20 protein-coding genes are annotated in these 24867 nt (G+C 41.1%); 15 read left to right on the top strand and 5 right to left on the bottom strand.

The window, feature by feature from the left end; all coding sequences use genetic code 11:
* Positions 1 to 34: 34 nt before the first annotated feature.
* The 3 genes from DSM08_RS11760 to DSM08_RS11750 all read right to left on the bottom strand — a co-directional run bounded on the left by DSM08_RS11760 (position 35) and on the right by DSM08_RS11750 (position 2381).
* A complete protein-coding gene (locus DSM08_RS11760; RefSeq protein WP_149526337.1) occupies positions 35 to 883 on the bottom strand; it encodes a universal stress protein in 849 nt (282 codons plus the stop codon).
* 409 nt (positions 884 to 1292) lie between these two features.
* Positions 1293 to 1529 (bottom strand): hypothetical protein, encoded by a 237-nt coding sequence (locus DSM08_RS11755; RefSeq protein ID WP_149526336.1) that lies wholly within the window; start codon positions 1527 to 1529, stop codon positions 1293 to 1295.
* 3 nt (positions 1530 to 1532) lie between these two features.
* A complete protein-coding gene (locus DSM08_RS11750) occupies positions 1533 to 2381 on the bottom strand; it encodes a universal stress protein (protein WP_149526335.1) in 849 nt (282 codons plus the stop codon).
* A gap of 212 nt (positions 2382 to 2593) precedes the next feature.
* Between DSM08_RS11750 and DSM08_RS11745 the strand changes: the two genes are divergently transcribed.
* Positions 2594 to 3202, top strand: coding sequence for an RNA polymerase sigma factor (locus tag DSM08_RS11745; protein ID WP_149526334.1), 609 nt, complete (start codon positions 2594 to 2596; stop codon positions 3200 to 3202).
* Positions 3203 to 3215: 13 nt separating this feature from the next.
* On the top strand, positions 3216 to 4565 hold the full coding sequence (locus DSM08_RS11740; protein ID WP_149526333.1) for a hypothetical protein: 1350 nt from the start codon (positions 3216 to 3218) through the stop codon (positions 4563 to 4565).
* A gap of 8 nt (positions 4566 to 4573) precedes the next feature.
* Here the strand turns inward: DSM08_RS11740 and DSM08_RS11735 are convergent, their stop codons facing one another.
* Positions 4574 to 5185: an HAD family hydrolase gene (locus DSM08_RS11735; RefSeq protein ID WP_149526332.1), complete on the bottom strand. Its 612-nt coding sequence runs from the start codon at positions 5183 to 5185 to the stop codon at positions 4574 to 4576.
* A 51-nt stretch (positions 5186 to 5236) separates the two neighbouring features.
* Positions 5237 to 6427 (bottom strand): proline dehydrogenase family protein, encoded by a 1191-nt coding sequence (locus DSM08_RS11730; RefSeq protein WP_187773854.1) that lies wholly within the window; start codon positions 6425 to 6427, stop codon positions 5237 to 5239.
* Between the two features lie 97 nt (positions 6428 to 6524).
* On the opposite strand from DSM08_RS11730, the gene DSM08_RS11725 reads away from it, so the two are divergent.
* The 13 genes from DSM08_RS11725 to DSM08_RS11665 all read left to right on the top strand — a co-directional run bounded on the left by DSM08_RS11725 (position 6525) and on the right by DSM08_RS11665 (position 24830).
* Positions 6525 to 6731: an RNA-binding S4 domain-containing protein gene (locus DSM08_RS11725; protein ID WP_149526330.1), complete on the top strand. Its 207-nt coding sequence runs from the start codon at positions 6525 to 6527 to the stop codon at positions 6729 to 6731.
* Positions 6732 to 6766: 35 nt separating this feature from the next.
* Positions 6767 to 7831: a 3-dehydroquinate synthase gene (gene aroB / locus DSM08_RS11720; protein ID WP_149526329.1), complete on the top strand. Its 1065-nt coding sequence runs from the start codon at positions 6767 to 6769 to the stop codon at positions 7829 to 7831.
* A 3-nt stretch (positions 7832 to 7834) separates the two neighbouring features.
* A complete protein-coding gene (locus DSM08_RS11715) occupies positions 7835 to 8560 on the top strand; it encodes a ThuA domain-containing protein (protein WP_149526328.1) in 726 nt (241 codons plus the stop codon).
* Positions 8561 to 9046: 486 nt separating this feature from the next.
* On the top strand, positions 9047 to 12310 hold the full coding sequence (locus tag DSM08_RS11710) for a SusC/RagA family TonB-linked outer membrane protein (RefSeq protein WP_149526327.1): 3264 nt from the start codon (positions 9047 to 9049) through the stop codon (positions 12308 to 12310).
* Between the two features lie 30 nt (positions 12311 to 12340).
* Complete coding sequence (locus DSM08_RS11705) at positions 12341 to 14041, top strand: RagB/SusD family nutrient uptake outer membrane protein (RefSeq protein ID WP_149526326.1); 1701 nt, start codon at positions 12341 to 12343, stop codon at positions 14039 to 14041.
* Between the two features lie 247 nt (positions 14042 to 14288).
* The gene (locus tag DSM08_RS11700; protein WP_149526325.1) at positions 14289 to 15587 is read left to right on the top strand and encodes a D-alanyl-D-alanine carboxypeptidase; all 1299 of its coding nucleotides are present in this window, start codon (positions 14289 to 14291) and stop codon (positions 15585 to 15587) included.
* A 40-nt stretch (positions 15588 to 15627) separates the two neighbouring features.
* Positions 15628 to 16947, top strand: a complete 1320-nt coding sequence (locus tag DSM08_RS11695; RefSeq protein WP_149526324.1) for an MFS transporter — start codon at positions 15628 to 15630, stop codon at positions 16945 to 16947.
* Positions 16947 to 17678: a (Fe-S)-binding protein gene (locus tag DSM08_RS11690; RefSeq protein ID WP_149526323.1), complete on the top strand. Its 732-nt coding sequence runs from the start codon at positions 16947 to 16949 to the stop codon at positions 17676 to 17678. Before DSM08_RS11695 ends, DSM08_RS11690 begins: the two co-directional genes overlap by 1 nt.
* 18 nt (positions 17679 to 17696) lie before the next feature.
* The gene (locus tag DSM08_RS11685; RefSeq protein ID WP_149526322.1) at positions 17697 to 18575 is read left to right on the top strand and encodes a sugar phosphate isomerase/epimerase family protein; all 879 of its coding nucleotides are present in this window, start codon (positions 17697 to 17699) and stop codon (positions 18573 to 18575) included.
* A 5-nt stretch (positions 18576 to 18580) separates the two neighbouring features.
* Positions 18581 to 19471, top strand: a complete 891-nt coding sequence (locus DSM08_RS11680; RefSeq protein WP_149526321.1) for a hypothetical protein — start codon at positions 18581 to 18583, stop codon at positions 19469 to 19471.
* 99 nt (positions 19472 to 19570) lie between these two features.
* On the top strand, positions 19571 to 21154 hold the full coding sequence (locus DSM08_RS11675) for a peptide MFS transporter (RefSeq protein WP_149526320.1): 1584 nt from the start codon (positions 19571 to 19573) through the stop codon (positions 21152 to 21154).
* Between the two features lie 329 nt (positions 21155 to 21483).
* The gene (locus tag DSM08_RS11670; RefSeq protein ID WP_149526319.1) at positions 21484 to 23274 is read left to right on the top strand and encodes a peptide MFS transporter; all 1791 of its coding nucleotides are present in this window, start codon (positions 21484 to 21486) and stop codon (positions 23272 to 23274) included.
* Between the two features lie 23 nt (positions 23275 to 23297).
* Positions 23298 to 24830 carry a peptide MFS transporter gene (locus DSM08_RS11665; protein WP_149526318.1) on the top strand — a complete coding sequence of 511 codons (1533 nt, stop codon included), beginning with the start codon at positions 23298 to 23300 and terminating at the stop codon, positions 24828 to 24830.
* Positions 24831 to 24867: the final 37 nt, after the last annotated feature.

The raw sequence follows: 24867 nt of genomic DNA, 5'->3' as shown, positions 1-24867 counted from the left end.
TTATTATAGTCTTTTTCTATGTAAAGGCTTCTCTCTAATCCGTTTTTTTGAAATAAGTCGGTACGGTCAATTTATTCGCTATGATCTTAGGTAGGCTTCTTGAAAATAAACTTCGGAAAAAGCTCTTACGAGTGTAGGAGACGAGTAGCACATCTATATTTTCATCTTCAACCAATCGTTCAACTGCATATGTGATCGGCTCCCTGACGTCCAGGCGGTTGACCATCTCGTAGTCATGATAAGTTACTTCATCGCTTCCCAATTCTTTCATCACCTTCTCTTGCCAGAAAAGCACATCCTCGGAGCTTGGTTTTTTCGCTGCCTCGTTGACATGTAGCAACGATATTTTCAGACTTAGACCAGTTCGTGCTACAAACTCGCTCAATATTTCTATATCATGATCCTTGAAGTTTGTTAATACGCCTATTTTTTCAAACTTAAAGTCTCCATAGTTTTCCGGTACGGCGAGCACCCCAATCGGAGAATGGCGGATGAGCTCGTAGGTATTGCTGCCAATGGCGACATTGACCAAACCGCTAGCACCTTTGGTACCCATTACGATAAACTTTACCGGATTTTCATCAATTAGATTTAGAATAATATCATTCAGGTTGCCTTCCATACAGGCTGCTGTGCTATCAATACTTGGATAGGCCGTTTTAAAACGATTGTAGAAGATTTCCATGTCGTCCTCAGCGGCATTCGTATTATGTCGACTAACTTCATCTTTAAACTCTTGCGTGGCAAGCAATCGCGAGAATGTTTGATAGACGTGGAGTATCTGAACACTCCAATCATATTTCTTTGCTAATTCTGCAGCGTACTGGGCAGCAACCCATGCGTTCTCTGAAAAATCGGTAGGGACGAGCAAGGCATGTTTCATGATGAGGAAATTAAAAAGGTTATTAACCAAATATACCCAAAACGTTGTCGGGAAGCAAATAAACAGAATCGGAAATGTCGTGATATTGCCACTTAAAATGCATTCCTGTTAAAAATTGTTAAGGTGAAGGTTTAAAAATACGATAGGATAGATAGATCCGTTATTATTGTAGCAAAAGCGCACAGCGTAGAGTAAAAAGAGTAAATAATTTCATAATTAGGTTAATAATTGGTTTGTTAAAAATCCTGAGGCCCCCAACCTCAGGATTTTTTTATGTGCGAAGATTATATCAAATATGCTATTATAACATACGTCTAAAATCTAACGTCTCATGTCTAATATCTAATGTTTAATGTCTAAAATCCACAAGCCGCCATAGGTCTAACTACTAACTACTAACTACTAACTACTACTTCAGCATCATAGCCTCCTTATGGTTCAGCACCTGCTGATAAGTAGGGTCACCATGAACGAATAGGCTTTCATGGAAAGGCGCAGGAATCAAAACCTTCGCTTCGAATTTATCTAGGGGGATAAAGAACAGCACGCCGTGTGAAACCGATTTTTCATCGATAATTTGGGTGTATTTGCTGGCTTTTTCTCCCAGTTTTTTCTCTTTTTCTAGTTTTTTAATCAGAAGCTGCATATCTTATTTTTCCTCATGGAACACTAAAATAGGAACTTTGGAGTGAAATGCTAGATTATTGCTGATGCTGTTGTTGAACATACGATCGAAAAAGCCCCTATTGCGTTTCACAACAGCCAGGATATCAATATTGTTTTCCAACAGATAGGTTGTTATGGTATTTTCTATACTTTCTACCTCATCGAGGAGCACATAGTTGATGTCTTCGTTAGGAAACTCATGTCGCCAGTTCTCGGTTTGCAGCATGACATCGCCGACTTTCGAGTTGTGAAGGATATTTAAGCAATCGAGTCTCGCGTTGACAGCCTTCGCCATAATGATAGCTTCACGGAGTGCCGGTTTATCTTTTTCGCGGAAGAGCGTAGTGAATACCACACGATTGATGCCTTGATATTTGGCATGTGGTGGAACCGCTAATACCGGATTCTGAATGTTTTTGATAACATTGACAGTATTCGATCCGATGATTTTGGATAGGAAGCCGCTTTCTCCATGGGTGCCCATCGCGACAAGATGAATTTTCTCGCGCTCCACGATCTTCTTCACCACGGAGGACACAGGGCCTTCTTCAAAGAGAAAAACAAGCTCTACGTCGGAAGCACCTTCGGACTCAGCAATCGTGCGCATGCCTTGGGTTTTCTTTTTATACGTTTCGAATTGGTTGAGTTCGATGGTTTGATAAACCTCGCCAATTAACTCGGGCTGACCGGCGTGAGTAGCGGATAATACGGGTTCTACATAAGTGTACAACACATATATCTTGGCATCAATCGACTTAGCGATGTGCAAAGCATAGACAAATGCATTTGTTGCAATGTCTGAAAAATCGGTAGGGAATAATATGGCTCTCATGGTCTTTCTTTTTTGCGTCACTTAAATTTACCAAATATTACGCAGAATGATAATGATAGTAGTCATTATTTCAGTATATCCTGTAGCATTTCATCAAGTTTTTACGTACTGATAATAAAATAAGTAATTTTGAGGTAGTATTATGGAATAAGGCTAATTAAACGATTTTAGGAAGAGAAGAAATTATGTCAGTATTGGAGCTTAGATAACCAGTGGGAATTTTAAATAAATACCTTGGAAATGGCACCCCATTGAACCTTAGAGTTGCTTTGGATAAGTGTGCTGTGTCTAACTCGGAGAAGGGTAAAGCCTTCTTGTACAAAAAATATTATGGCTACGTGATGGCTATTGTATTTCGTTACATGAAGCATGAGATGGAAGCAGAGGAGCTGACGAACGAATGTTTTGTGAAGATATTTACTAAAATTGAGAGCTTTAGCATACATGAGGATGATACCGTCTTGGAGAAAACTTTTAAAGCTTGGATAGGACGTATCGCTGTAAATACCTCTATTGATGCACTTCGCGTTCGTAAGCAGATGTATATGCTGGACGATCTGAACGGTAGTGACACCCTACATTTTGCAGTTGAGGCAGACAGCCGTTTAGAGTATAATGATATTATCGCCCTAATTCGTGAACTGCCGGATATCCAACGCACGATATTCAATATGTATGAAATCGAAGGCTACTCACATGATGAGATCGCTCGAGAATTAAGCATACCAGAGAGCACATCAAGAACTTATTTGACAAGAGCAAAGCAAAAGCTTAGAAAGCTGTATGCTACGCGTATTGATTTAGAAAGAATACAATCCTGATTCGTAGAGAAAAATGGAAAGCAACAAAAATAAAGACATTATTGATCACATTGTTAGGTCATTAAAGGATAAGGAGGAGCTACCTTATCGCGAAGGTGCTTGGGAGAAATTCCAGAGCGCCCAATTTGCACCTAAGCGTACGAAGGCTGCCTATTATTATTGGGCGGCTAGTGCGGCTGCGGCCCTTTTAATTGCATTTTTTGCAGTAAATAATTGGTCGGAAGCACCTGTTGGTGATAATACGCTTACAGCGAATAACTCAAATCCGACGGAACAAACGACGGTTGTACCGCAATTAGAGGATTCGCCGCTTGAAACACCGAATGATTTGCCATCTGCAAGCTCCCTTAGCTCAGGAGTGACGTCAGGATTGCTTGCTAATCAAACCGCATGGCAGCAAATGAGTTCGACTAATACGAATACAAATGAGCATGCTGTTGGAGAGTTACAGTTAGGTGATTTGCAAGCTGCGCATGTTGCTTTTGCACCGCAAATGATGAATATTCCTACCTTAAAGGCAGAAGGTGTTCAGATTAGGAATGTAGTGAACTTATCGAATGCTAAGCCCGTTCGTTCGGGTAATAGTGGGCATGTCATGGCTTATCAAGGAGATCAGTTTGCTATGCAAGCGGATGGTAAAGAACCTAAGCTAGGACAGAAGAAGTTTAGTTTTTCGGAACGTTTTGATTTAGGCTTATTTGTTTCTCCAAGCTCTACAAATGAGCAGATGAACTTTGGTGGTGGTATGCTTTTAGGATATAATATCAGTAAGAATTTGAGCGTGCGAACAGGATTAGCTTATAATCAATATGAGGTAGGGTTAATGAAAGACCCTATTGGCGCCCCAGAGACACAGATTCTTGCTTCATCGGATGTATTGGAACAGGATGCTAAATATAGTATGGTGGCTACGCAAGCGAGTCGCACGATGGTTTTACCGAATGTGAATGCCGTTAGTGGAAATGTTCAAGCTTTTGAAATTCCGTTGGAGGTGAAATATAAAACCAATGCTGGTTTATATGCTTCTACAGGGATGACATATGCGGTAGTACTTAATCAAAATCGCTATACACACTTTATCGAAAATGCGAATGCTGATTTGTTCGAAAAAGGTTTGCCAACGAGCTCAAAAGAGATGAATGATGCGGTACAGCCTGTGACACGTAAGGTGAAAACTGACGAAGAGAATGTGAATACAGGTAACTTCGGGGGCTTCGTGAACTTTTCAATTGGAAAAGAGATGCGTGTGAACAAGCGTTTGAACCTTTCAGTAGAGCCCTATGTAAAATTACCTGTAGGTAGCTTTAAGCAAGCGGATATGAATTATACGAATGGCGGTATTCGAATTATAACGAACTTTTAGGCACTAGTTTATATTTCATCGATCCTGACCCAGGACATTCCCGCCGCGATGGCACCTTGGACACCAGGGTCGCCATCTTCGAATACTAGACAGTCTTTAGGATCTACTTGTAAATGTTCTGCTGCCAATAAGAAGGGCTGAGGGGAGGGTTTTCCAAATTCAGTATCTCCCGCGCATACCAAGGTTTCATATTTGCCTTTCACGTCAATGACATCTAGCGTTATATTCAATGTTGAGCGAGTTCCGCCCGATACAACACCTATTTTCTTTATGCCGTGATAATCAAATAATACCTGACGCACGTAGTCTACGGGTTGGGTTTGTTGAATAAAGTCATGAATGAATATTGCAGATTTTCTTTTTGCGAAGATTTCGTAATCTAATTCTACCTGATAGCGTTTGCTGATTTCTTCTGCTACGGCAATAGTTGGCCATCCTGCTGTTTCGTCGATTAAATCGGGATCTAAATCAACGCCGTACTCTTTTGATACCGCGACATAAGCGGCTTTATGTGCGTAGATATTGTCGGCTAGTGTGCCATCGACATCAAATAATAACGCTTTGAAGGGAGAGGAAAGTTCTTTTAGTTTAAGGTATTTGTGCAATGATTGTTCATTCATGGCACAAAGGTAAGAAAGTCTCCGCAAATGGGAGACTTTCTTCAAGTTGAATTATCTTGATGCTTTACGGCGCTTAAGCTCTTTCATAATCAAGCTTAACTCGCGTCCAGTCTGTCCTCCAACCGACGTGTTTTCTTGTGCACGACGGAATAAATAAGGCATTACTGATTTTACAGGGCCGTATGGCATGTATTTAGCCACATTGTATCCCGATGCTCCTAAGTTGAACGACAAGTTGTCTGACATTCCTAGTAGCTGTGCGAAGAACACATGCGGGTGGTTATGTGGAATATTACGTTTTTCTAATTCTTCAGTTAAGATACGGCAAGATTCCTCGTTATGCGTACCTGCCATAAAACCAATACGATCAATGTGATCTAACATAAAGTAGATTGCATCGTTATAGTCATTATCTGATGCTGGTTTGTTAGGTTGGATTGGCGATTGATACCCATTCTCTTTAGCTCTTTCACGCTCAATCTCCATATAAGCTCCACGTACGATTTTAGCACCTAAGAAGAAGTTTTGCGTTTCAGCGTATGCGAAATCCGCTTTCAACGATGCTAGTTTGTCGTGTCTGTATAATTGATATGTATTATAAACAATCGGTTTTTGCTGATTGTATTTCTCCATCATCTCTCTTGCGATGTCGTCGATAGTATCTTGGATCCACGAGTGCTCCGCATCGATAAGGACTGGGATATCTGCCTCATAACATGCTTTACAGATTTGATCACAACGATCGTACAAGCGTTCGTATTCTGCTTTTTCTTCGCTCGTTAAAGTCTGTTTAGCATCAATTTTCGCGAATAAATCAAAGCGACCAAGTCCTGTAGGTTTGAACACACAGAATGAAATCAATGGATTCGTTTTTGCGGATACAACGGTTCTTAAAATCTCTTTGCAAGTTTCGTCGAAACTAGCTTCCGAGTCTTCGCCTTCCACCGAATAATCTAGGATAGTCGTGACATTTCCCTTACCTAGATCTTGGATGGCGTTATAACAGTCGTCGATGCTTTCGCCACCACAGAATTGTTTATAAATTGTGTTTTTAATGATCCCCGTTATTGGAAGTCCAATATTCAGGGAGAAATTGGTAATGGGAGTACCAATTTTAATCAAGGTATTGCTTGCTACCATTTTGAACAACCAATAAGCCTTGTTTAAATCCTTATCACTTTTGTTTTTAAAAGCGATTTCGGTATTGTTAAAGTCAAGCTTTGTAGGCGTTGATATATCCATGATACTATATTTTATATATTCTGCAAAAGTAGTTAATTAATTGTAGATTATTTTAATGGGAAGGTTGTAAAAAGTTGTCAATTGCATATTTTTGTTTATGCAAACGTTTACACTAAAAGGGGAGTTCATTCAGATGATCCAATTATTGAAAGTCATGAATTGGGTTGAACACGGAGCGATGGCGCAATGGGTCGTTGAAGAGGGATTGGTTAAGTACAATGGCGAGGTCGATCTTAGAAAGCGCTTGAAAGTTAAAGTAGGAGATATCGTCGAATTTGATGGGAATAAAGTAAAGATAATTTAACGTTAAAAATCCTATCTTTAGGCTGAAATTACATTATGAAAAAGATAACAAGCTTAGGTTATGACGTGGTGTTTGAAGATGATTTGAACGAACTACAGTCTTTTTTGATTGATCACGACTACTCCCAACTATTAATACTTGTAGACCGCAATACGAATGATCATTGCTTACCTGTGTTACAGGCGTCAATTCCGGATATTTTGGATTATGACATTATTGAAGTAGATCCCGGCGAAGAGAACAAGAATATTGACTTCTGTATCGGTGTATGGAAGACGATGCTTGACTTCGGTGCTGATCGAAAAGCGCTAATGTTAAATCTAGGAGGTGGCGTTGTTACAGACATGGGCGGATTCGCAGCAGCAACTTATAAAAGAGGGATAGACTTTATTAATGTACCGACGACATTGCTGTCTCAGGTAGATGCTTCGGTAGGTGGAAAGACAGGTATTGATCTAGACAACGTCAAAAATATCATTGGGACTTTTACTCAGCCACAGGCTGTGTTTATCTCTACGGTATTTTTGAAAACCTTAGATGACCGGCAGATTCGCTCCGGATTCGCAGAAATCATCAAACACGGCTTAATTCAAGACAAGGATTTATACAATAAATGTAGGTCATTGACATTGCCCGTTGTGCCGAATGAGATCGTATATGAGTCTGTTCAGATTAAAAATAAGGTAATCACGGAAGATCCGACAGAAAAGGGTTTACGTAAGATCTTAAACTTCGGACATACTATTGGCCATGCTATCGAAGGCTATTCTTTGGTGAATGATCAATCTCCCTTATTGCATGGCGAAGCGATCGCTATTGGTATGATCTGCGAGGCTTACCTTTCCCATCGCGTGAATAATCTTGATGATACCGAGTTGGAAGATATTGTACAGTACTTGAAGGCTGTCTATCCAGCTTATTCCATCGATCCATCGATTTATCCTGTGTTAGTCGACTTAATGCGCAATGATAAGAAAAACGAGAATAACCAATTAGGATTTGCATTGTTACGTAGCATTGGCGATTGCGATTACAACAAATATGTCGATGAAGATCTTATTATCGAGAGTTTAGATTACTACAGAAACTTAACTAAATAGATTATGAAGAAGTACGCGGTGTTCATAGTGCTATTGATGATTACTCTCTTCGGATTATCGGGCATTAGTTATGCGGCGTCGAAGAAAGTGTTGATCTTTACGAAGACCGCAGGCTTTCGACATGACAATATTGAAAAGGGCGTTGAAGTGTTGAAAAAGCTCTATGCAGAAATTGGTATACAATCAGTGCATTCAGAGGACGCAAATCTATTCTTATCAGATTCCCTAGCGACCTTTGATGCCGTTCTTTTCTTCAGTACTACAGGTACCATCTTCAATGAAGAGCAGAAGGTTGCATTTCAGAAGTATATACGCTCTGGCAAAGGCTTTATGGGCATTCATGCTGCAACAGATACAGAACATGACTGGCCGTGGTATAATCAATTGGTTGGCGCGTATTTCTTGAGCCATCCCAAAGTTCAAGAAGCCAAACTCCAAGTTTTAAATAGAAAGCACCCTGCAACCGAGCATTTAAACATGATATGGCTGCACAAAGATGAATGGTATGATTTCAAAGACGTTCAATCAGGTCTTAATGTTTTGATGAATCTAGATGAGAAGTCTTACGAAGGCGGTAAAATGGGCGAAGTTCACCCCATCGCTTGGTTTCAGGAATTTGAAGGCGCACGGATGTTTTATACTGGGTTGGGGCATACCAAAGAATCTTTTGATTCTATCGCTTTTCAAAAGCATGTGGTCGGAGGAATACGCTATGTGCTAGGCTTATAAGAACGATGTAAAAATATAGAAGGAGGCTAAATCAGTCTCCTTTTTTTTGTCTGTAAAAAAAATGTTGCAAAAATATTTTTTTTATTCAAGGCTTTACGTAACTTGTAGTATAGAACCTAATAAGTGAGGAGGAGCGGATAGGATTCACCAACTAGAGATTCCGCATCGTGAAGAGGCCATTTATAAACATTCATAGCTAATTTAAACGAACAAACATGAAACACACTTACACCCTTTCCCTTCGCAAAAGTACTTAGTGTAATTTCCACACGATTTGCATTGATATTCTAGCTAACGTAATTCGATGGCATGGAATGCTATTGCATAAAATTTTGGGAATTTACCAAGATATCATAACCTAATAGATGTATTCTTTCATATCAAGGATTTATTGTAACTATTAGGGCATTGTTTAATTAAAAATATTTGCATATGTAACCATTACCCAACTCCAATAAAACAACAAAACAACTAATATATTAAACTATGGGAAAATCAATTAAAACCATTAGTGGCTCTTACATTCCTAAAGGGCTGCTGAGGGGCGGTTTCCTGCTTTCTTTGGGACTTTTGTCATTCAGCAATATGGCTGTTGCCGAAGGTAACCTATGGAATAGGATATCAACCCATCCACTACATGCGGTACAATCTACCGTAAAAGGCCGTGTATTAGATGCTAATACAAAAGAGCCAATTGCTGGAGCCACTGTAAAAGTGGTCGGCAAATCGACTGCCACTTCTACCGATGATGCTGGTAATTTTGAGATTAGTGCTTCAGCAAATGACGTGCTGGAAGTTTCCTACATCGGCTATCTAAAGGCTTCCTCTGTTGTTACTTCGGTTTCTCAAAACATCACGATTGAAATGGGGGTTGACAAAACTACCTTCGAAGAGGTCGTAGTAACGGGCTATGGTGCTCAGCGCAAGAAAGATTTGACGGGATCTGTTGCGGTCGTAAATGTAAGCCAGTTAAAATCACAACCGGCAGCCACTGCAGTGGAAGCTTTACAAGGGCGAGCAACAGGGGTACAGATTGTCAACGATGGTGCTCCAGGTTCCACGCCTCAAATCCGTATTCGCGGTTACAGTACGATCAATAACAATGAACCCTTATATGTAATCGATGGCGTTCCGTATGAAGGAAAGTTAAGCTGGTTCAACCAGAACGATATCGAGACCATGCAGGTTTTGAAAGATGCTTCCGCGGCGTCCATTTATGGTGCTCGTGCTAACAATGGTGTTGTAATTATTACAACAAAATCGGGAAAAGCAGGAAAAACCTTGGTCAATGTAGACGCTTATGCCGGTGTCGGCGTGCCGAATAGGGGAGCATTTCCAAAAATGCTGAGTCCTCAGCAAGTTGTCGATATGAAGAATACCTTATTCGGAACGAATAATGTTGTTCCTGATTACCTACTTGCCGGTGCAAAAAATAAAGATATTACGCCGGCAGACGTGGAAATGTCGAAATACTATTATAACTTAAAAGATGCAAACAACTTCTACCAAATAACCAAAGCCAACAAAGAGGGAACCAATTGGTTCGACGAACTGTCGCAAAACGCACCCATCCAATCTTATCAAATTGGAGCAACAGGTGGTAGCGAAAATGCAACTTACGCCTTCTCAGGGGGCTATTTGGATCAAAAAGGAACCGTTATACATACCGGCTTCAGACGTTACAATGGACGTACGAATACCCAATTCTCAGCTCTAAACAAAAAACTCCGTTTTGGAGAGAATTTGCAATATAGCTATACGGAAGGTTATGGCTTCGGGGTGAACCCGAATACTGCCGGCGGATATATCGGGGAAGGTTCGGTAATGGGATTTGCATATCGTATTCAGAACGTTGTTCCGGTATATGACGAAGGAGGAAACTTCGCCGGAACCAAAGGCGGATGGGGTAATGGTCAAAACCCTGTAGCGATGTCCTACCGTGCGAAAGACAATATGAATCGTCAGAACTTTTTCTTCGGTAATGCATTTGCAGAATACGATGTAATCCAAGGTCTGACCGCTAGAACAAGCTTCGGTATCCGTTATGAGAATTACAATGGCCTAAGCTACAACTATCCGAATCCGGAATTCACGGAGGGATCTTTCAACAACGGTATGAGCGAATACCACGGTTACACTACAGAATGGACTTGGACCAATACCTTGAATTATAAACCAAACCTTGGAGAAGACCATAGCTTAAACGTGCTCGTAGGTACGGAGGCAATCAGCAATCGCAATAGAGGTATCAACGGCTCTAGAAATGGCTATTTCATCTTGAATAGTTTGGACTATTTCTATCTAGATGCCGGTAGTACGAATATCAATAACGGAGGATCAGGTTCGGTTGGCTCTATGTTCTCTTTAATGGGTAAGGCTGACTATTCTTATAAAGATCGCTACCTATTGAGCGCTACGGTTCGTCGTGATGGTTCATCGAACTTCGGTGAGAACAATCTATATGGGGTATTCCCAGGTATCAGCGGTGCATGGCGTATTTCTCAAGAAGAATTTGCTCAGGGTGCCGAATGGTTGACCGATTTGAAATTACGCGCAGGGTACGGGGTGACAGGTAACCAACGCATCAGTGCATATGAGTACTTGGCACGCTATAGAGCTTCTTTAACCCAATCGTCTTATCCTATTAATAATGAGGTAGTGACAGGTATCTGGAAAAGTAACTATCAGAACCCAGACATCAAATGGGAGCAAGTAAAATCATTGAACTTAGGTATTGACTTTGCTGTACTTCAAGGCGATTTGGACGGTTCCATCGACTGGTATAATAAAGCAACGGAAGACATGTTATTCCGCGTTCCTTTACCTGCGACTTCGGTAGGTCGTGCAACTTCGCCTTACCAAAATATTGGCGAGATGCGCAATCGTGGTATCGAGGCTAGCTTAGGTTACCACTATGGCCGCCGTCAAGAAAAACCTTTCACCCTAGACATCACTGGTACCATATCCACGTATAAGAATGAAGTTGTGTCCTTAGCACCGTCGATTACGCAAGTAAACTATGGAGCTTTCCGCAGTATGCAGACTTCTTTGTTGAAGACAGGAGAAGAGTTCGGTGCTTTCTATGGTTATCAGGCTGATGGAGTTTATAACGACGACGCGGAATTGTCAAATTCACCGATCTATCCAGGAGCACGCAAAGGCGGCGCAAAATACAAAGATATCAATGGTGATGGCAAGATCGATCCTGCTGACCGTACCATTATCGGAAGTCCACACCCTGATTTTGTTTACTCATTAAACTTAGCGGCTGCTTACAAAGACTTCGATCTGACCTTATTCTTCTACGGATCTCAAGGTAATGACCTTTACGAAGCGACTCGTTATTTCACAGATTTCGGAGTGTTCAACGGTCAATACAGCACGCGTTTATTAGATGCGTGGAGCCCGAACAATACGAGCAGCGAAGTGCCATCAATCATTGGTCAAGGCGATCTTAATGAAATGGAAGTGGCTACTTCATCGCTTTATATACAAGATGGTAGTTTCTTAAAGCTTAAAAACTTACAGATCGGTTATAACTTGAATACCACAAAATTGTTTGGCCAGAATACGTCTTTCAATAAAATGCGTATCTATTTTGGAGCAACAAATCTATTCACGATTACGAAGTACACTGGATTAGATCCAGAGATTTCAGCGACACCATCCGATTACCCGGCATTGGGCGTGGACTTTGGAGTTTATCCCCAATCAAGACAGTACACATTGGGCGTAAGCTTAGGATTCTAAGATTTTTATTATTTCAAAAGAACAAATATTATGAAACGATATAAACTATATACCTATCTATTTGTTGGCGCATTAGCGCTGAGCTCATGTGGGAAAGATTTCTTGCAGAAGCTGCCGCAAGGGGAGCTTTCTGAGCCACAGGTAGGAAATAAAGAAGGAGTTGAAGGTTCCCTGTTAGGAGCCTACAGTATTTTAAATGGTAATGTAAGTGGAACCTGGGGCAATTATGCCTCTGCACCCAGCCAATGGCTATTTGGCGAAGTGGCGTCCGATAATGCCCACAAAGGATCAGAAGGGGGAGACCAACCTTACATGGCTAATATTGAAAGTTATAAAGCAACGAGCGTCAATGATAACTTGAGCACCATGTGGCAAGTTTATTACGAGGGCATCTTGCGCTGTAACAATACATTGAAATTGCTTGCTGCCGATCAAAGCGGTACAAAAGAAATCACTGAAGAGCGTGCAAAGCAAATTCAAGGCGAAACCAAAATGCTACGAGCGCATTATTATTTCTATCTGTGGAGAATCTTTAAGAAGATTCCATACCTCGATGAAAATACCACCGCAGATCAGGCATTGACGATTGGCAACGATGTTGATGTGCTTCCTAAGATTGAGGAAGACTTACGCTTTGCCGTTGCTAACTTGAGCGAGCAAAAGTATAATAATGATGCCGGACGCATGAATAAACGCGCTGCGCAGGCTTATCTTGGAAAAGTTCTTTTATACAATAAAAAGTATCCAGAGGCGCTGACCTTGTTCAATGCGGTTATGGCAGGAACAGACCTAACCAGCATGCCATTTTGGAATAACTTCGATGTAACAAAAGAAAACGGCCCAGAAGCGCTTGTCGTTTCTAAACATGCTATCAATTCTAACGGAAATGCGGAGAATGGAAATGTCGGCGATATGCTTTCCGGATTGTCAGGAACTGCACCAGTTAACTGTTGTGGATTTTATCAGCCTACTATCGACCTTGTAAATGCATATAAGGTAGACGCAAATGGTTTACCATTGTTAGACAATTACAGAACAAACCCTTATGTGTCGGATTTCGGCCTACCAGCAAGTCAGAAAGAAGATTATGAGTTGAATGTTAATCTAGCGTTCGACCCACGTTTGGACTATACTGTTGGCCGTCGCGGTGTACAATACCTTGATTGGGGTACTATGGCGGGCGATTCATGGATTAGAGAGGTAGTAACCGGTGGTCCATTCGTAGGAATCAAAACGATGGTGCCTAAATCTCTATTTGGTGTTCAGACAGCTCCGGGTGAATATTATATTACCGGCTTAGATGTAAATATCATCCGTCTTGCGGATGTATATTTAATGGCAGCTGAATGCGAAATTGAGGCAGGAAGCTTAGCGAATGCATTGAAGTTAGTAAATGCCGTTCGAGCACGCGCAGCAACCCTAGCGCCTAAGAAGACAGCTTCTGGCGTCAATGCAGCAAAATATAATGTTAAACCTTATCCATCCTTCCCAGACAAGAATTTCGCACTTAAAGCAGTGCGCTTTGAGCGTCGCTTAGAGTTAGCGATGGAAGGACACCGTTTCTTCGACTTAGTACGTTGGGGAATCGCTAAAACTACGCTGGAAAGCTATTCAGCATTCGAAGGCGGAATTATCCCGACCTATAAAAACTTGGTATTCAATTCGAACAACGAGTATTGGCCGATCCCGCAGGAAGAGCTTGATAGAAACAGCAATTTGAAGCCTAATTAAATGAAAAAGCTGCCTGAAAAGGCAGCTTTTTCATTTAATTAGGCTTCAGTAGTTAGTTTTACTAAATACTAAATACTAAATACTAAATACTCACTACTCCCCATTCAAACCCCAATCAAACCCGCTCAGAAGCGGGTTTGATTGGGGTTTGAATGGGGTTTATATTGGGTAATAAAGGGATGTGACTAATCTTAGGTATCAGGTTCAATCTATTTCTCTTATATTTACCGATTATTGAATCAACCTTATGAAAAGAATCGTTGCGACTTGTTGTACTTTGCTGGTCACGTTATCTGTTTTTGCGCAAAACTTTAGTGAGCTCAGTGGGCTTTTTCAGAATTCTACTGTGTTAAACAAGCATTATGTAGGTTTCAGTTTGTATGATTTGTCGAGCAAGCAATTTGTTTACGGGCAGAATGAGGATAAGCATTTTACGCCAGCGTCCAATACTAAAGTCTTTACGCTTTATACGGCATTGAAGCTGATAGGCGATTCTATTCCCGGCTTAGCCTATGTGGAGCGCGGCGACTCCCTGATATTCTGGGGGACTGGCGATCCGACCTTTTTGCACGCGAAGTTTAAAGATGCTAAGGTTTTCAACTTTTTAAAAGATTCTAAGAAGCAACTATATTATGCGGCGACAAAGTCGCAGGAACCGTTCTACAGAAATGGTTGGTCGGTAGAGGATTATGAGTATTATTATCAACCGGAGGTTTCGGTATTTCCGATGTATGGAAATGTGATCGTATTTAAAGAGCAAGCTGGCAAATTAGAATTAACCCCACGCTGTTTTGACCGCTATATCAGTTATAAACAGGATACGACTTCCAGGTTTCTGATCCATAGAGATTATGGCTCTAATGTAATGGACTATAATTCCGTACCGTTGCCTAAGGGATATATCAATGAAAAGCCATTTCATGTTACGGATTCGTTGCTGATCAATTTGCTGCAAGACACGTTAAAGCGGCCTGTTGCTTTACTGCATGAACCCTTAGCTTTGGATGCCAAGATGATCTATTCGGTAAAAACGAGAGATGTGATTCGTGAAATGATGCTTCCGAGCGATAACTTTTTGGCAGAGCAGTTGAATATGGTAGCCTCTTTTGTAAAAAATAGAGCATTCCACACTAAGAGCCTGAGACAGCATATGCAGGAGGAATTCTATCGTTTCTTTCCCGACACGATCGAGTTGAGAGACGGCAGTGGTCTGTCTTCGTATAACAAGATCACGCCTAGGAGCATGGTGACTTTATTGAACTGGATTCATGCTGACATTCCGAACGAAGCAGATAAGTTTTATCTATTTCCTGCAGGCGGACTGGAAGGTACGCTAAAGAATGTTTATCCAACGCCGGGTGGCAAACCCTACGTATGGGCAAAAACCGGTACAATCAATTCGGTTCACTGTCAAAGTGGCTATATCGTGACGAAAAAGGGGAGTCGGTTTGCTTTCTCTTTCCTAAACAATAACTTTCTAGGAAGTGCCAGCCCTGTTCGAAAAGAAATGGTGAAAATAGTTAATTATATCTACGAAAACTATTAGTCGTAATTCAATACATTTGGGTATATTCGCTTAGCATTTTATGAAAATTATCAAGAAAAACGATAAGCGATTAATTCGTTCATGGTCCATGTATGATTGGGCTAATTCGGCTTACAATTTGGTTATTACTTCAACCATTTTTCCTGTCTATTATACTACGATTACAAGCAATAAAGAAACTGGCAACGATGTCGTTTCTTTTTTTGGTTTTGAACTTGTCAACACGGCATTGTCGAATTTTGCCCTGTCGATTGCTTATCTTTTGATGGCGATTTCGTTGCCCTTTATCTCGGCCTATTCCGATGCTGCAGGACAACGAAAGTTCTTCATGAAATTGTTTACCTATTTGGGCGCAATCGCCTGTATGGGTTTGTTTTTCTTCAAAATTGAAACCCTGGAACTTGGTATTATATTCTTTGCGCTCGCGGCAATGGGGTATATTGGCGGGGTAGCCTTCAATAACTCTTACTTACCGGTCATCGCGACGCCCGATCAACAAGATAGGGTGAGTGCTCAGGGATTTGCGTATGGCTATGTCGGCTGTGTTACGCTGCAATTGATCTGTTTCATCTTTGTGTTCAAGCCAGATTGGTTCGGTATCACCGACCCATCCTTACCTGCGAGGATATCCTTCTTTTTAGTTGGTCTGTGGTGGATTTCATTCGCACAGATACCTTTCCGCTTCCTTCCTAGAAACAGACCGACGATAGAGAACGAAAAGCTATCATTCTTTGTTAAGGCGAGGAAGGAGTTTACATCGGTTTTAAATAAGATCCGTCAAATTCCTGCCATCAAGCGCTTCTTGCCGGCATATTTCTTTTATGCTATGGGCGTGCAGACGATCATGATCGTTGCTGCAGCATTCGGCGAAAAGGTGTTGAATTTGGGTGCGACGAAGCTGATTGCTTCCATCTTATTGATTCAATTGGTTGCGATCGGCGGAGCCTTCATTATGTCGGGTTTGGCGAAGCGATTTGGAAATATTAAGGTGTTGATCTTTGTTGTTACGATTTGGATTTTCATCTGTATTGCTGCATACTTCCTAAGCAACGAATACCAGTTCTACGGAATGGCGTTCTTAGTAGGCTTGTTAATGGGAGGGATACAGTCACTGTCTAGGTCGACCTATTCCAAGCTTATTCCTACTGATGTTGAGGATACTACCGCGTTTTTTAGTTTTTACGATGTTTCCGAAAAACTCGCGATTGTAATCGGACTGTTCACCTTCGGGATCATTGAGCAGGTCACGCATAATATTCGTTATTCAGCACTTTGCATGTCTGTATTTTTTATTATTGGGCTGTTGTTGTTGTTTCGTGTTTTAAAATTTAATAAATTACAGATTATTCAACGCTATTAATGCATAAAGTCGAGCTATTTATACCTTGTTTTATTGATCAACTTTATCCGGAAACAGCCTTCAATACCATCAAATTATTGGAGAAGGCTGGCTGTGATGTGATATATAATACAGAACAAACCTGTTGTGGTCAACCTGCTTATAATGCAGGATTTTGGGATGATGCGAAGTCAATTGGCCAAAAGTTTCTTAATGATTTTACGGAGGAGCATCCTATTGTTTCGCCATCCGCTTCATGTACGGGGATGGTGCGCGAGGGCTATGATGATCTATTTACGAATACAACAGACCATAATCGTTGTCGTGGTATTCAGCGCAATATCTTCGAGATATCAGACTTTCTGGTCAACGTCATGAAGAAAGAGTATTTCGGTGCAGAACTAGTCGGTAGGGCGGTTTACCATGATTCCTGCTCAGCTCTGCGCGAATGTAAAATTAAGGATGAACCGCGTGTATTACTTAGCCACGTTGGCGGACTTGAGATCGTCGAGATGCGCGATCAGGAGACCTGCTGTGGATTTGGCGGCACTTTTGCGGTGAAGTTCGAAGGGATCTCATCGGCTATGGCGGAACAGAAAGTGAAAAATGCGCTGGCTGTAAACGCCGAATACATTATATCGACCGATGCATCCTGCTTGTTGCAATTACAAGCCTATATTGATAAACACAAGTTAGCGATCAAGACGATACATCTTGTAGATGTATTGACGTCTGGATGGGCCAACATTTAAAACACTAATATTTAAACTATGAACTCAAGAAGAGAATTTTTAAGAAATCTAGGGTTAGTTGCAGCTGGAGTAACCATTGCACCTTCTTTAGATGTTTTTGCAGCGAAGAAAAGCTGGTTTGATATTTCTTTGGCTGAATGGTCATTGCATAAGAAGTTGTTCAAAGGGGATTTGAAAAATATTGACTTCCCAGAGTATACAGCGAAGAATTTTGGTATTTACGGAGTTGAATATGTAAATCAATTCTTTAAGGATAAAGCTCAGGATATGACTTACTTAAAGGATTTGAACAATAGAGCGAAAGATAATGGTGTTAAGAATGTTTTGATCATGATCGACGGTGAGGGTTCATTAGGAGATCGCGATGAAAACAAACGTTTAAAGGCGGTTGAAAATCATCATAAATGGATTGATGCGGCAAATTTCTTAGGATGTCGTGCAATCCGCGTAAATGCTGCAGGTGAGGGAACGAAGGAAGAGGTAAAAGACCAAGTAGTAAAAAGTCTTTCTGCTTTAGCTGATTACGGTAAGAAAGGAAAGATAAATGTAATCGTTGAGAACCATGGCGGGATTTCATCTCATGGCGACTGGTTAGCGGATGTATTGAAAACGGTGAACAAAAAGAACTGCGGTAGTCTTCCGGATTTTGGTAACTTCTATGAGTACGACCGTTATCAAGGAGTAACTGATTTGATGCCATATGCAAAAGGGGTGAGCGCGAAGTCGCATGCTTTTGATGCAAATGGCAATGAAACAGGTATCGATTATGCTAAAATGATGGATATTGTGAAGGAAGCTGGATACAAAGGCTATGTTGGAATTGAGTTTGAAGGCGATAAAATCAGCGAAGATGAGGGTATCAAATTAACGAAAGCCTTGTTGGAGCGTTTTAAATAGACGTTGTGAAAAAGTATTTGCATCAAATACTGATAATAATTTTAATAAGCTGTACAACAGTTGTTCAAGGACAATCGAAAGAAGCGAAGCTTCAGGTATGGCAAGACAGTTTAGCAAGTCTGGGGCGCGCCATGTTCTCCAGACTTTCTGAACCTGAGCGGATGCAGAAGAACTTCAGTTTTGTGAAGACCCTAGTTTCTGCATTGAAGGAAAACAACTCTTATCAATTTGCTTTTCCGAAGCTCAAGATGATTTCTATTCTGAACTCTCCGGATCAGAATTTCCGCATTTTTTCCTGGAATATACCCTTAGATGATGGCTCGTATCTTTACTATGGCGCTATTCAATTTGCGACAAGTAACGGTCAGCTGGAGTTGATCCCTTTGTTAGATAAAACCTTTGAGATTAAAGAGCCGTTGAAGGCTATCGTCAAAGCAGATAACTGGTATGGGGCGCAGTATTATGATATCCGCAAGTTGGGGGCGAACTCTTATGTTCTGCTTGGATGGAAGGGACATCATGCAGATTACACGCAGAAAGTAATCGATGTCGTGGAATTGCAGGGACCAAAACAGGTTGTCTTTGGTAAAAATGTTTTTACAGACGATCGTTCCTTATCGCGAAAAGTATTTAATTATACCCGCCAAGCGAGTATGTATTTGGTCTTTAATCCGAAGGCAAGCCGCTTCGAATTTGATCATTTAGTGCCCGCTGACCCTAAATTAGAAGGCAATTTTAAATATTATGGCCCCGATTTATCCTATGATGCCTATTATTTGGACAAAGGAGCCCTTCGTTTCGAGTCTGACGTCGAAGTTTCAAACCCCGCACGAGGGGATGAAGATAGTTTCTTAGCGCCTAATCGGAGAGATGTTAAAAAGGAAAGCGGTTTTTAAAAGCTATGGAGATTGTGAATAAAAATTTGTTTATTTGCTTTTTCAATAAAATTTTGTTCTGTAGATAATCACACATTAAACTAAATTAAAGGATAATATATGAATCAAGAGAGAGACGCAGAATTAGTCCAGCACCTTTCCAAGCAAGGAGTTGACGACAAGATGGTTATGGGCCATCCAGCCAGTCTTTTTGTACTCTTCTTTACTGAGATGTGGGAGCGTTTCAGTTATTATGGGATGCGTGCATTGTTAACTGTATTTTTAATTACAGAAATCGCAAAAGGCGGTTGGGGTTGGACTAATGCTGAAGCCATGAATTTATATGCATGGTATACAGGACTAGTATATTTAACACCATTGATCGGCGGTATGATTGCCGATAAATTAACTGGTTATAGAAAGGCTATTATCTTAGGTGCATTGATCATGACTTTAGGGCATGCTTCGATGGCATTGGAGACTTTCAATAACTCATACTTCTACATCGGATTGGTATTGATGATTTTAGGAAATGGTTTGTTCAAACCGAATATTTCCTCGATGGTTGGTCAATTGTATCCTGATAAAAGTTCTAAGAAAGATGCGGGTTATACTATTTTCTACATGGGTATCAACTCGGGTGCTTTCCTAGGTATGTTATTGTGTGGTTATATCGGCGAAAAAGTAGGTTGGCATTATGGTTTTGGTCTTGCTGGGGTATTCATGTTCTTCGGTATGATTCAGTTCTATTTTGCGCAAAAGATATTCGGTATTATCGGTGAAAAACCGGGTACAGAGCATAAACCAGAGGAAAATTTGGTAAGTGTTCAAGAAGAGGATCATACTCCTGCTAACGTGGTGAGAGATCGTCTAATCGTTGTTGCTGTATTGATGATTGCAAGTATCTTCTTTTTCTTCGCTTTTGAGCAAGCAGGTGGATCGATGACTATCTTTGCGAAAGATTATACGCAACGTGTTCTTTCGGGTAATTCTGGCGAGATCTTTAAGTGGGTTGATGCTGCTCTAACGATTTTCCCGATCATGATCGTGACTTATGTACTCTTTAAATTATCGCAAAAGATTGTTGATAAATACCCGCTAACGGTACTATTTACGGCGATTTCATTTGCTATTATTTGGGGATTAGGTATATGGAAGGTTTACAAAGAATTTAGCTTAGATCAGACTGAAGTAACTGTTTCTTGGTTCCAGATCCTGAACTCATTCTTTATTATTACCCTAGCTTCCTCTTTCAGTAAGCTGTGGGAAAAAGTATGGAATCCTTCGGGGCCGGTGAAGTTCGCATTCGGATTACTTCTTGTAGGCGTTGGTTTCTTAGCTTTAGCTTATGGCTCGATGTCTATCCCTCAGGGTGCAAAAACAGCCTCTGTTAGTATGATTTGGTTAATCCTAGCTTATTTCTTCCATACAACGGGAGAGCTTTGTCTGTCGCCAGTTGGTCTTTCTTATGTGAGTAAACTGTCGCCAAAGAAGTTTGCAGGACTATTATTTGGTCTTTGGTTTACTGCTTCGGCTATTGCAAACTTTATCGCAGGTAAGACTGGTTCGTACATTGACTATATCGTTCAAACGTACTCCATGACGACTTTCTTCCTGATTATTGCCGCATTACCAGCGGGAGCAGCATTATTATTACTGATGTTCAATGGTAAATTGAAAAAGATGATGCACGGTATCAACTAAGGATATCACAATAATATTAAAGCCGGTTTGTTCTACAGACCGGCTTTTTTTGTGAAAGTGTCTTTTTTAGAGGCCATCAAGAACTTTTATTTCTATCGCTGTTTCAGTGGAAATATGGAATTTTTGCATTGAATTATCCAATTAATCAAATAATAGTTCGCTTAAATTATTACTTTTACACGTTTGAATAAAATTGATGTTTGGGAGCATCCTTTTTATATCTTGCGATTGTTGCCTCCTGTTATGAGTTTCACTCGGAGGGAGCGGAGGCGGATGCTTTGGCCATTGTTGTCTGAACAGTCGTTTATTAATCTAAATAGTAATTTTTGATGAATCAAGAGTCAGAAGCTTCGTTTTCGGAAGAACTAGAGAAGCAGGGGATTGATGGGAGCCTCGTATTAGGGCATCCGTCGGGTCTTTTTGTGTTGTTTTTTACGGAAATGTGGGAGCGTTTTTCCTTCTACGGGATGCGCGTATTATTAATCAACTTTCTTACCAGCGCGATTATTTCAGGGAGTCCTTTCTCTGGTTGGGGCTGGGATCCGGTGCAGGCAGGAGCATTATATGGTACATATGCGATGCTTTTGTACATCACGCCTATTTTCGGGGGTATTGTTGCCGATAAGTATTTGGGTTATCGCTATGCTGTTGTCGTCGGTGCTGCTATTATGACCTTAGGTCACCTTTTTATGGCATTTGACACTCCTCTATTTCTTTATTTGGGTCTAGGTGCTTTGGTATTGGGTACAGGCTTCTTCAAGCCTAATATGACCTCTATACTGTCTGAAATGTACAAGAAATTCCCGCAAAAGAAGGATGGAGCATACACTATTTTCTATATGGGTGTAAACTCTGGTGCTTTCTTCGGGATGATGCTATGTGGTTATTTGGGAGAGAAAGTAGGTTGGCATTGGGGATTTGGTCTTGCGGGTGTCTTCATGTTCTTAGGAACACTGCAGTTTTGGTTCGCAAAGCCCATTTTTGGTAAGGTTGGCGATCCGCCAAGTAAAGAACTAGCTGCTGAGAAGGCTGCTGCAGTCAATACAGACTTGCCGGAGGATAAGCCTAATCCTTTCACCAAATTGGATTCTATTCTGATCTTCGTGATGACCGTTTTGGGATTGGGGTTTGCGTTCAATGATCCGCTTTCGAAGATTGCTGGTGTTGACTTGCTCGAGAATTTCCAAATCGGATCTATGGCAGGGCAGAATGTGGCAATCCTGATTGCATTAGTATTGTTCTTGTTCGTCGTAATTTCTAGGTTGGCTAGATATACAAAGGTTGTTCGAGATCGCTTGATAGCCGTTATTATATTCGCGTTTTTCGTAGTATTCTTCTGGATGTCGTTTGAACAGGGCGCCTCTTCCTTGGTAATTTTTGCACGTGAGAACGTGGATAGAAGCTTATCAGGGAGTTCACTGACGATCTTTAATATCATCAATACCTTGCTTACCGTTGTTCCTTTGGCTTTAGTAACCTATGTCGTGGTCCTATTGACAAAGAAAACTTATGGCAAGGCACCATTATCCAACGTTGTGCAGTTCGTTTGTTTTGCTGGCGTTTGGGCTGTTGCGCTGTGGATGTTATACAATGAGTTTACGGCAGAATCTTCGGAGATTACGGTTTCCTGGTTCTCCATTATGAACTCTTTCTTCATTATCACCTTTGCGAACTTTGTTTCCAAAATCTGGGATTCTAAATATAATCCGCCAGCGACCTTTAAATATGGACTTGGTCTAATCATTATGGCAATCGGATTCGGATTGTTAGCATTCGGTGCTTATGGCATTCAGGATGGTATCAAGGTTTCGATGGTATGGCTGATATTGGCTTACATGTTCCATACGCTTGGCGAGCTTTGTTTATCCCCGGTTGGACTATCTTATGTTTCCAAGTTGGTGCCTGCAAGGATGATCGGATTTATGTTCGGTATGTGGTATCTCGCGATTGCAATCGGTAATAAGTTGGCTGCCATCATAGGTGGACAGATTGAGGTTATTACCAAACAATATTCTTTAAGTACATTTTTCTTGATCTTTACGATCGTTCCAATAGTAGCTGGATTATTGGTGATGATGCTTCATCCGGTAATCAAGAAATTAATGCATGGTGTAAAATAAAATAAATTACAATAATTAACATTATGGCTACAGGAGCACACAACACGCTTGAAGAAATTCAAGACTTTAAAGGGAAGTATCCAAAGCAGATTTGGAGATTGTTCTTCTCGGAGATGTGGGAGCGGTTCTGTTTTTACGGAATGCGCGGTATGTTGGTTTTCTTTATGATCACCCAGCTTAATTTCGGTGAGAAAGAAGCTAATTTACAGTATGGAGCGACGCAGGCATTCGTATATGCCTTTACATTTATAGGAGGGCTCTTCGCAGACAAAATACTCGGGTTTCGGAAATCCCTGTTCTTTGGCGGATTATTGATGATCGTGGGGTCGGTGTTATTATCGATCGATACGCATCAGTTTTTCTTCTTCGGATTGGCCTTTATCATTATCGGAACGGGATTTTTCAAGCCTAACATCTCGACGATGGTAGGAGAGCTGTATAAAGATGGCGATAGCCGTCGCGATGCGGGTTTCTCTTTATTCTATGCAGGGATCAATCTAGGAGCTTTCTTAGGCGGGTATATCTGCGTTGCAATCGGAAAAGGCTACATGCTGAGCTCGGTAATCGATGAGGCACATCGTTGGAATGTTGCTTTCGGTCTGGCGGCTGTAGGTATGTTGATCAGTCTGATCAACTTCCAGTTTACCAAGCATGAGTTAGGACCTATCGGGTTGCAACCGGGACATCCGGATGCCATCGTCAAGGCTAAGCCTTTACCGAAATGGGTGGAATATGCAGTATATATCGGAACACTTTTGTTAGTGCCATTGATTCAGGTCATGGTTTCTAAAACGCAGTACACCGATTACTTTATGTATACCATCGGTCCCCTGACATTGATTTACTTGTTTTACGAGATGTCGAAAGTGGAGAAGAAGGAGCGTCATAAGCTTATCGCTGCATTGATCTTTATCTTGTTTTCCATCGTATTCTGGGGTATTTATGAGCAGAGCGGCGGCTCCTTGAGCATCTTCGCTGCTAAGAACTTAAATGATTCGGTATTGGGAGGAGCATTCCGCTTAGACCCAAATGGAGTAAACAACTCCGGAGGAGCTTTCTTTATTATCATCTTAGCACCGGTATTCGGACTACTTTGGTTATGGATGGCAAAGCGCAGGATTGAACCCAATACGGTAATCAAATTTGGTTTAGGTTTCTTGTTCTTAGGTTTAGGATTCTATGTGCTGTATGCTACTCGCTTTTTTGCAGACGATGGAATGACATCTTTAGACATCTTTACGCTTGCCTTATTGGTTATCACGGTTGGAGAGCTATGTTTATCGCCAATTGGATTGTCGATCATGACGAAGTTATCGCCTGCGAAATTGCAAGGTATCATGATGGGGATGTGGTTCCTCGCAAGTGCTTATGGTCAATATGTTGCTGGTTTAATTGGCGCAAATATGGCAGAAGCAAGAGAAGGCGATTCGCTGATGGATAAGTTAATAACCTATACGGAGGGCTATAAACAACTCGGATTATATTCGCTGATCGCAGGAGTAATCTTGATTGCACTTTCACCGATGATCAAAAAGTTGATGCATGGGGTTAATTAGTCCCTAAGATCTTATATATAAGCCGGTTTGTAGTAAC

Source organism: Sphingobacterium hotanense, from assembly GCF_008274825.1.
Taxonomy (GTDB): Bacteria; Bacteroidota; Bacteroidia; order Sphingobacteriales; family Sphingobacteriaceae; genus Sphingobacterium; species Sphingobacterium hotanense.
The sequence above is the reverse complement of the archived record's forward strand: the minus strand, read 5'-3'. Positions and strand labels throughout refer to the sequence as shown.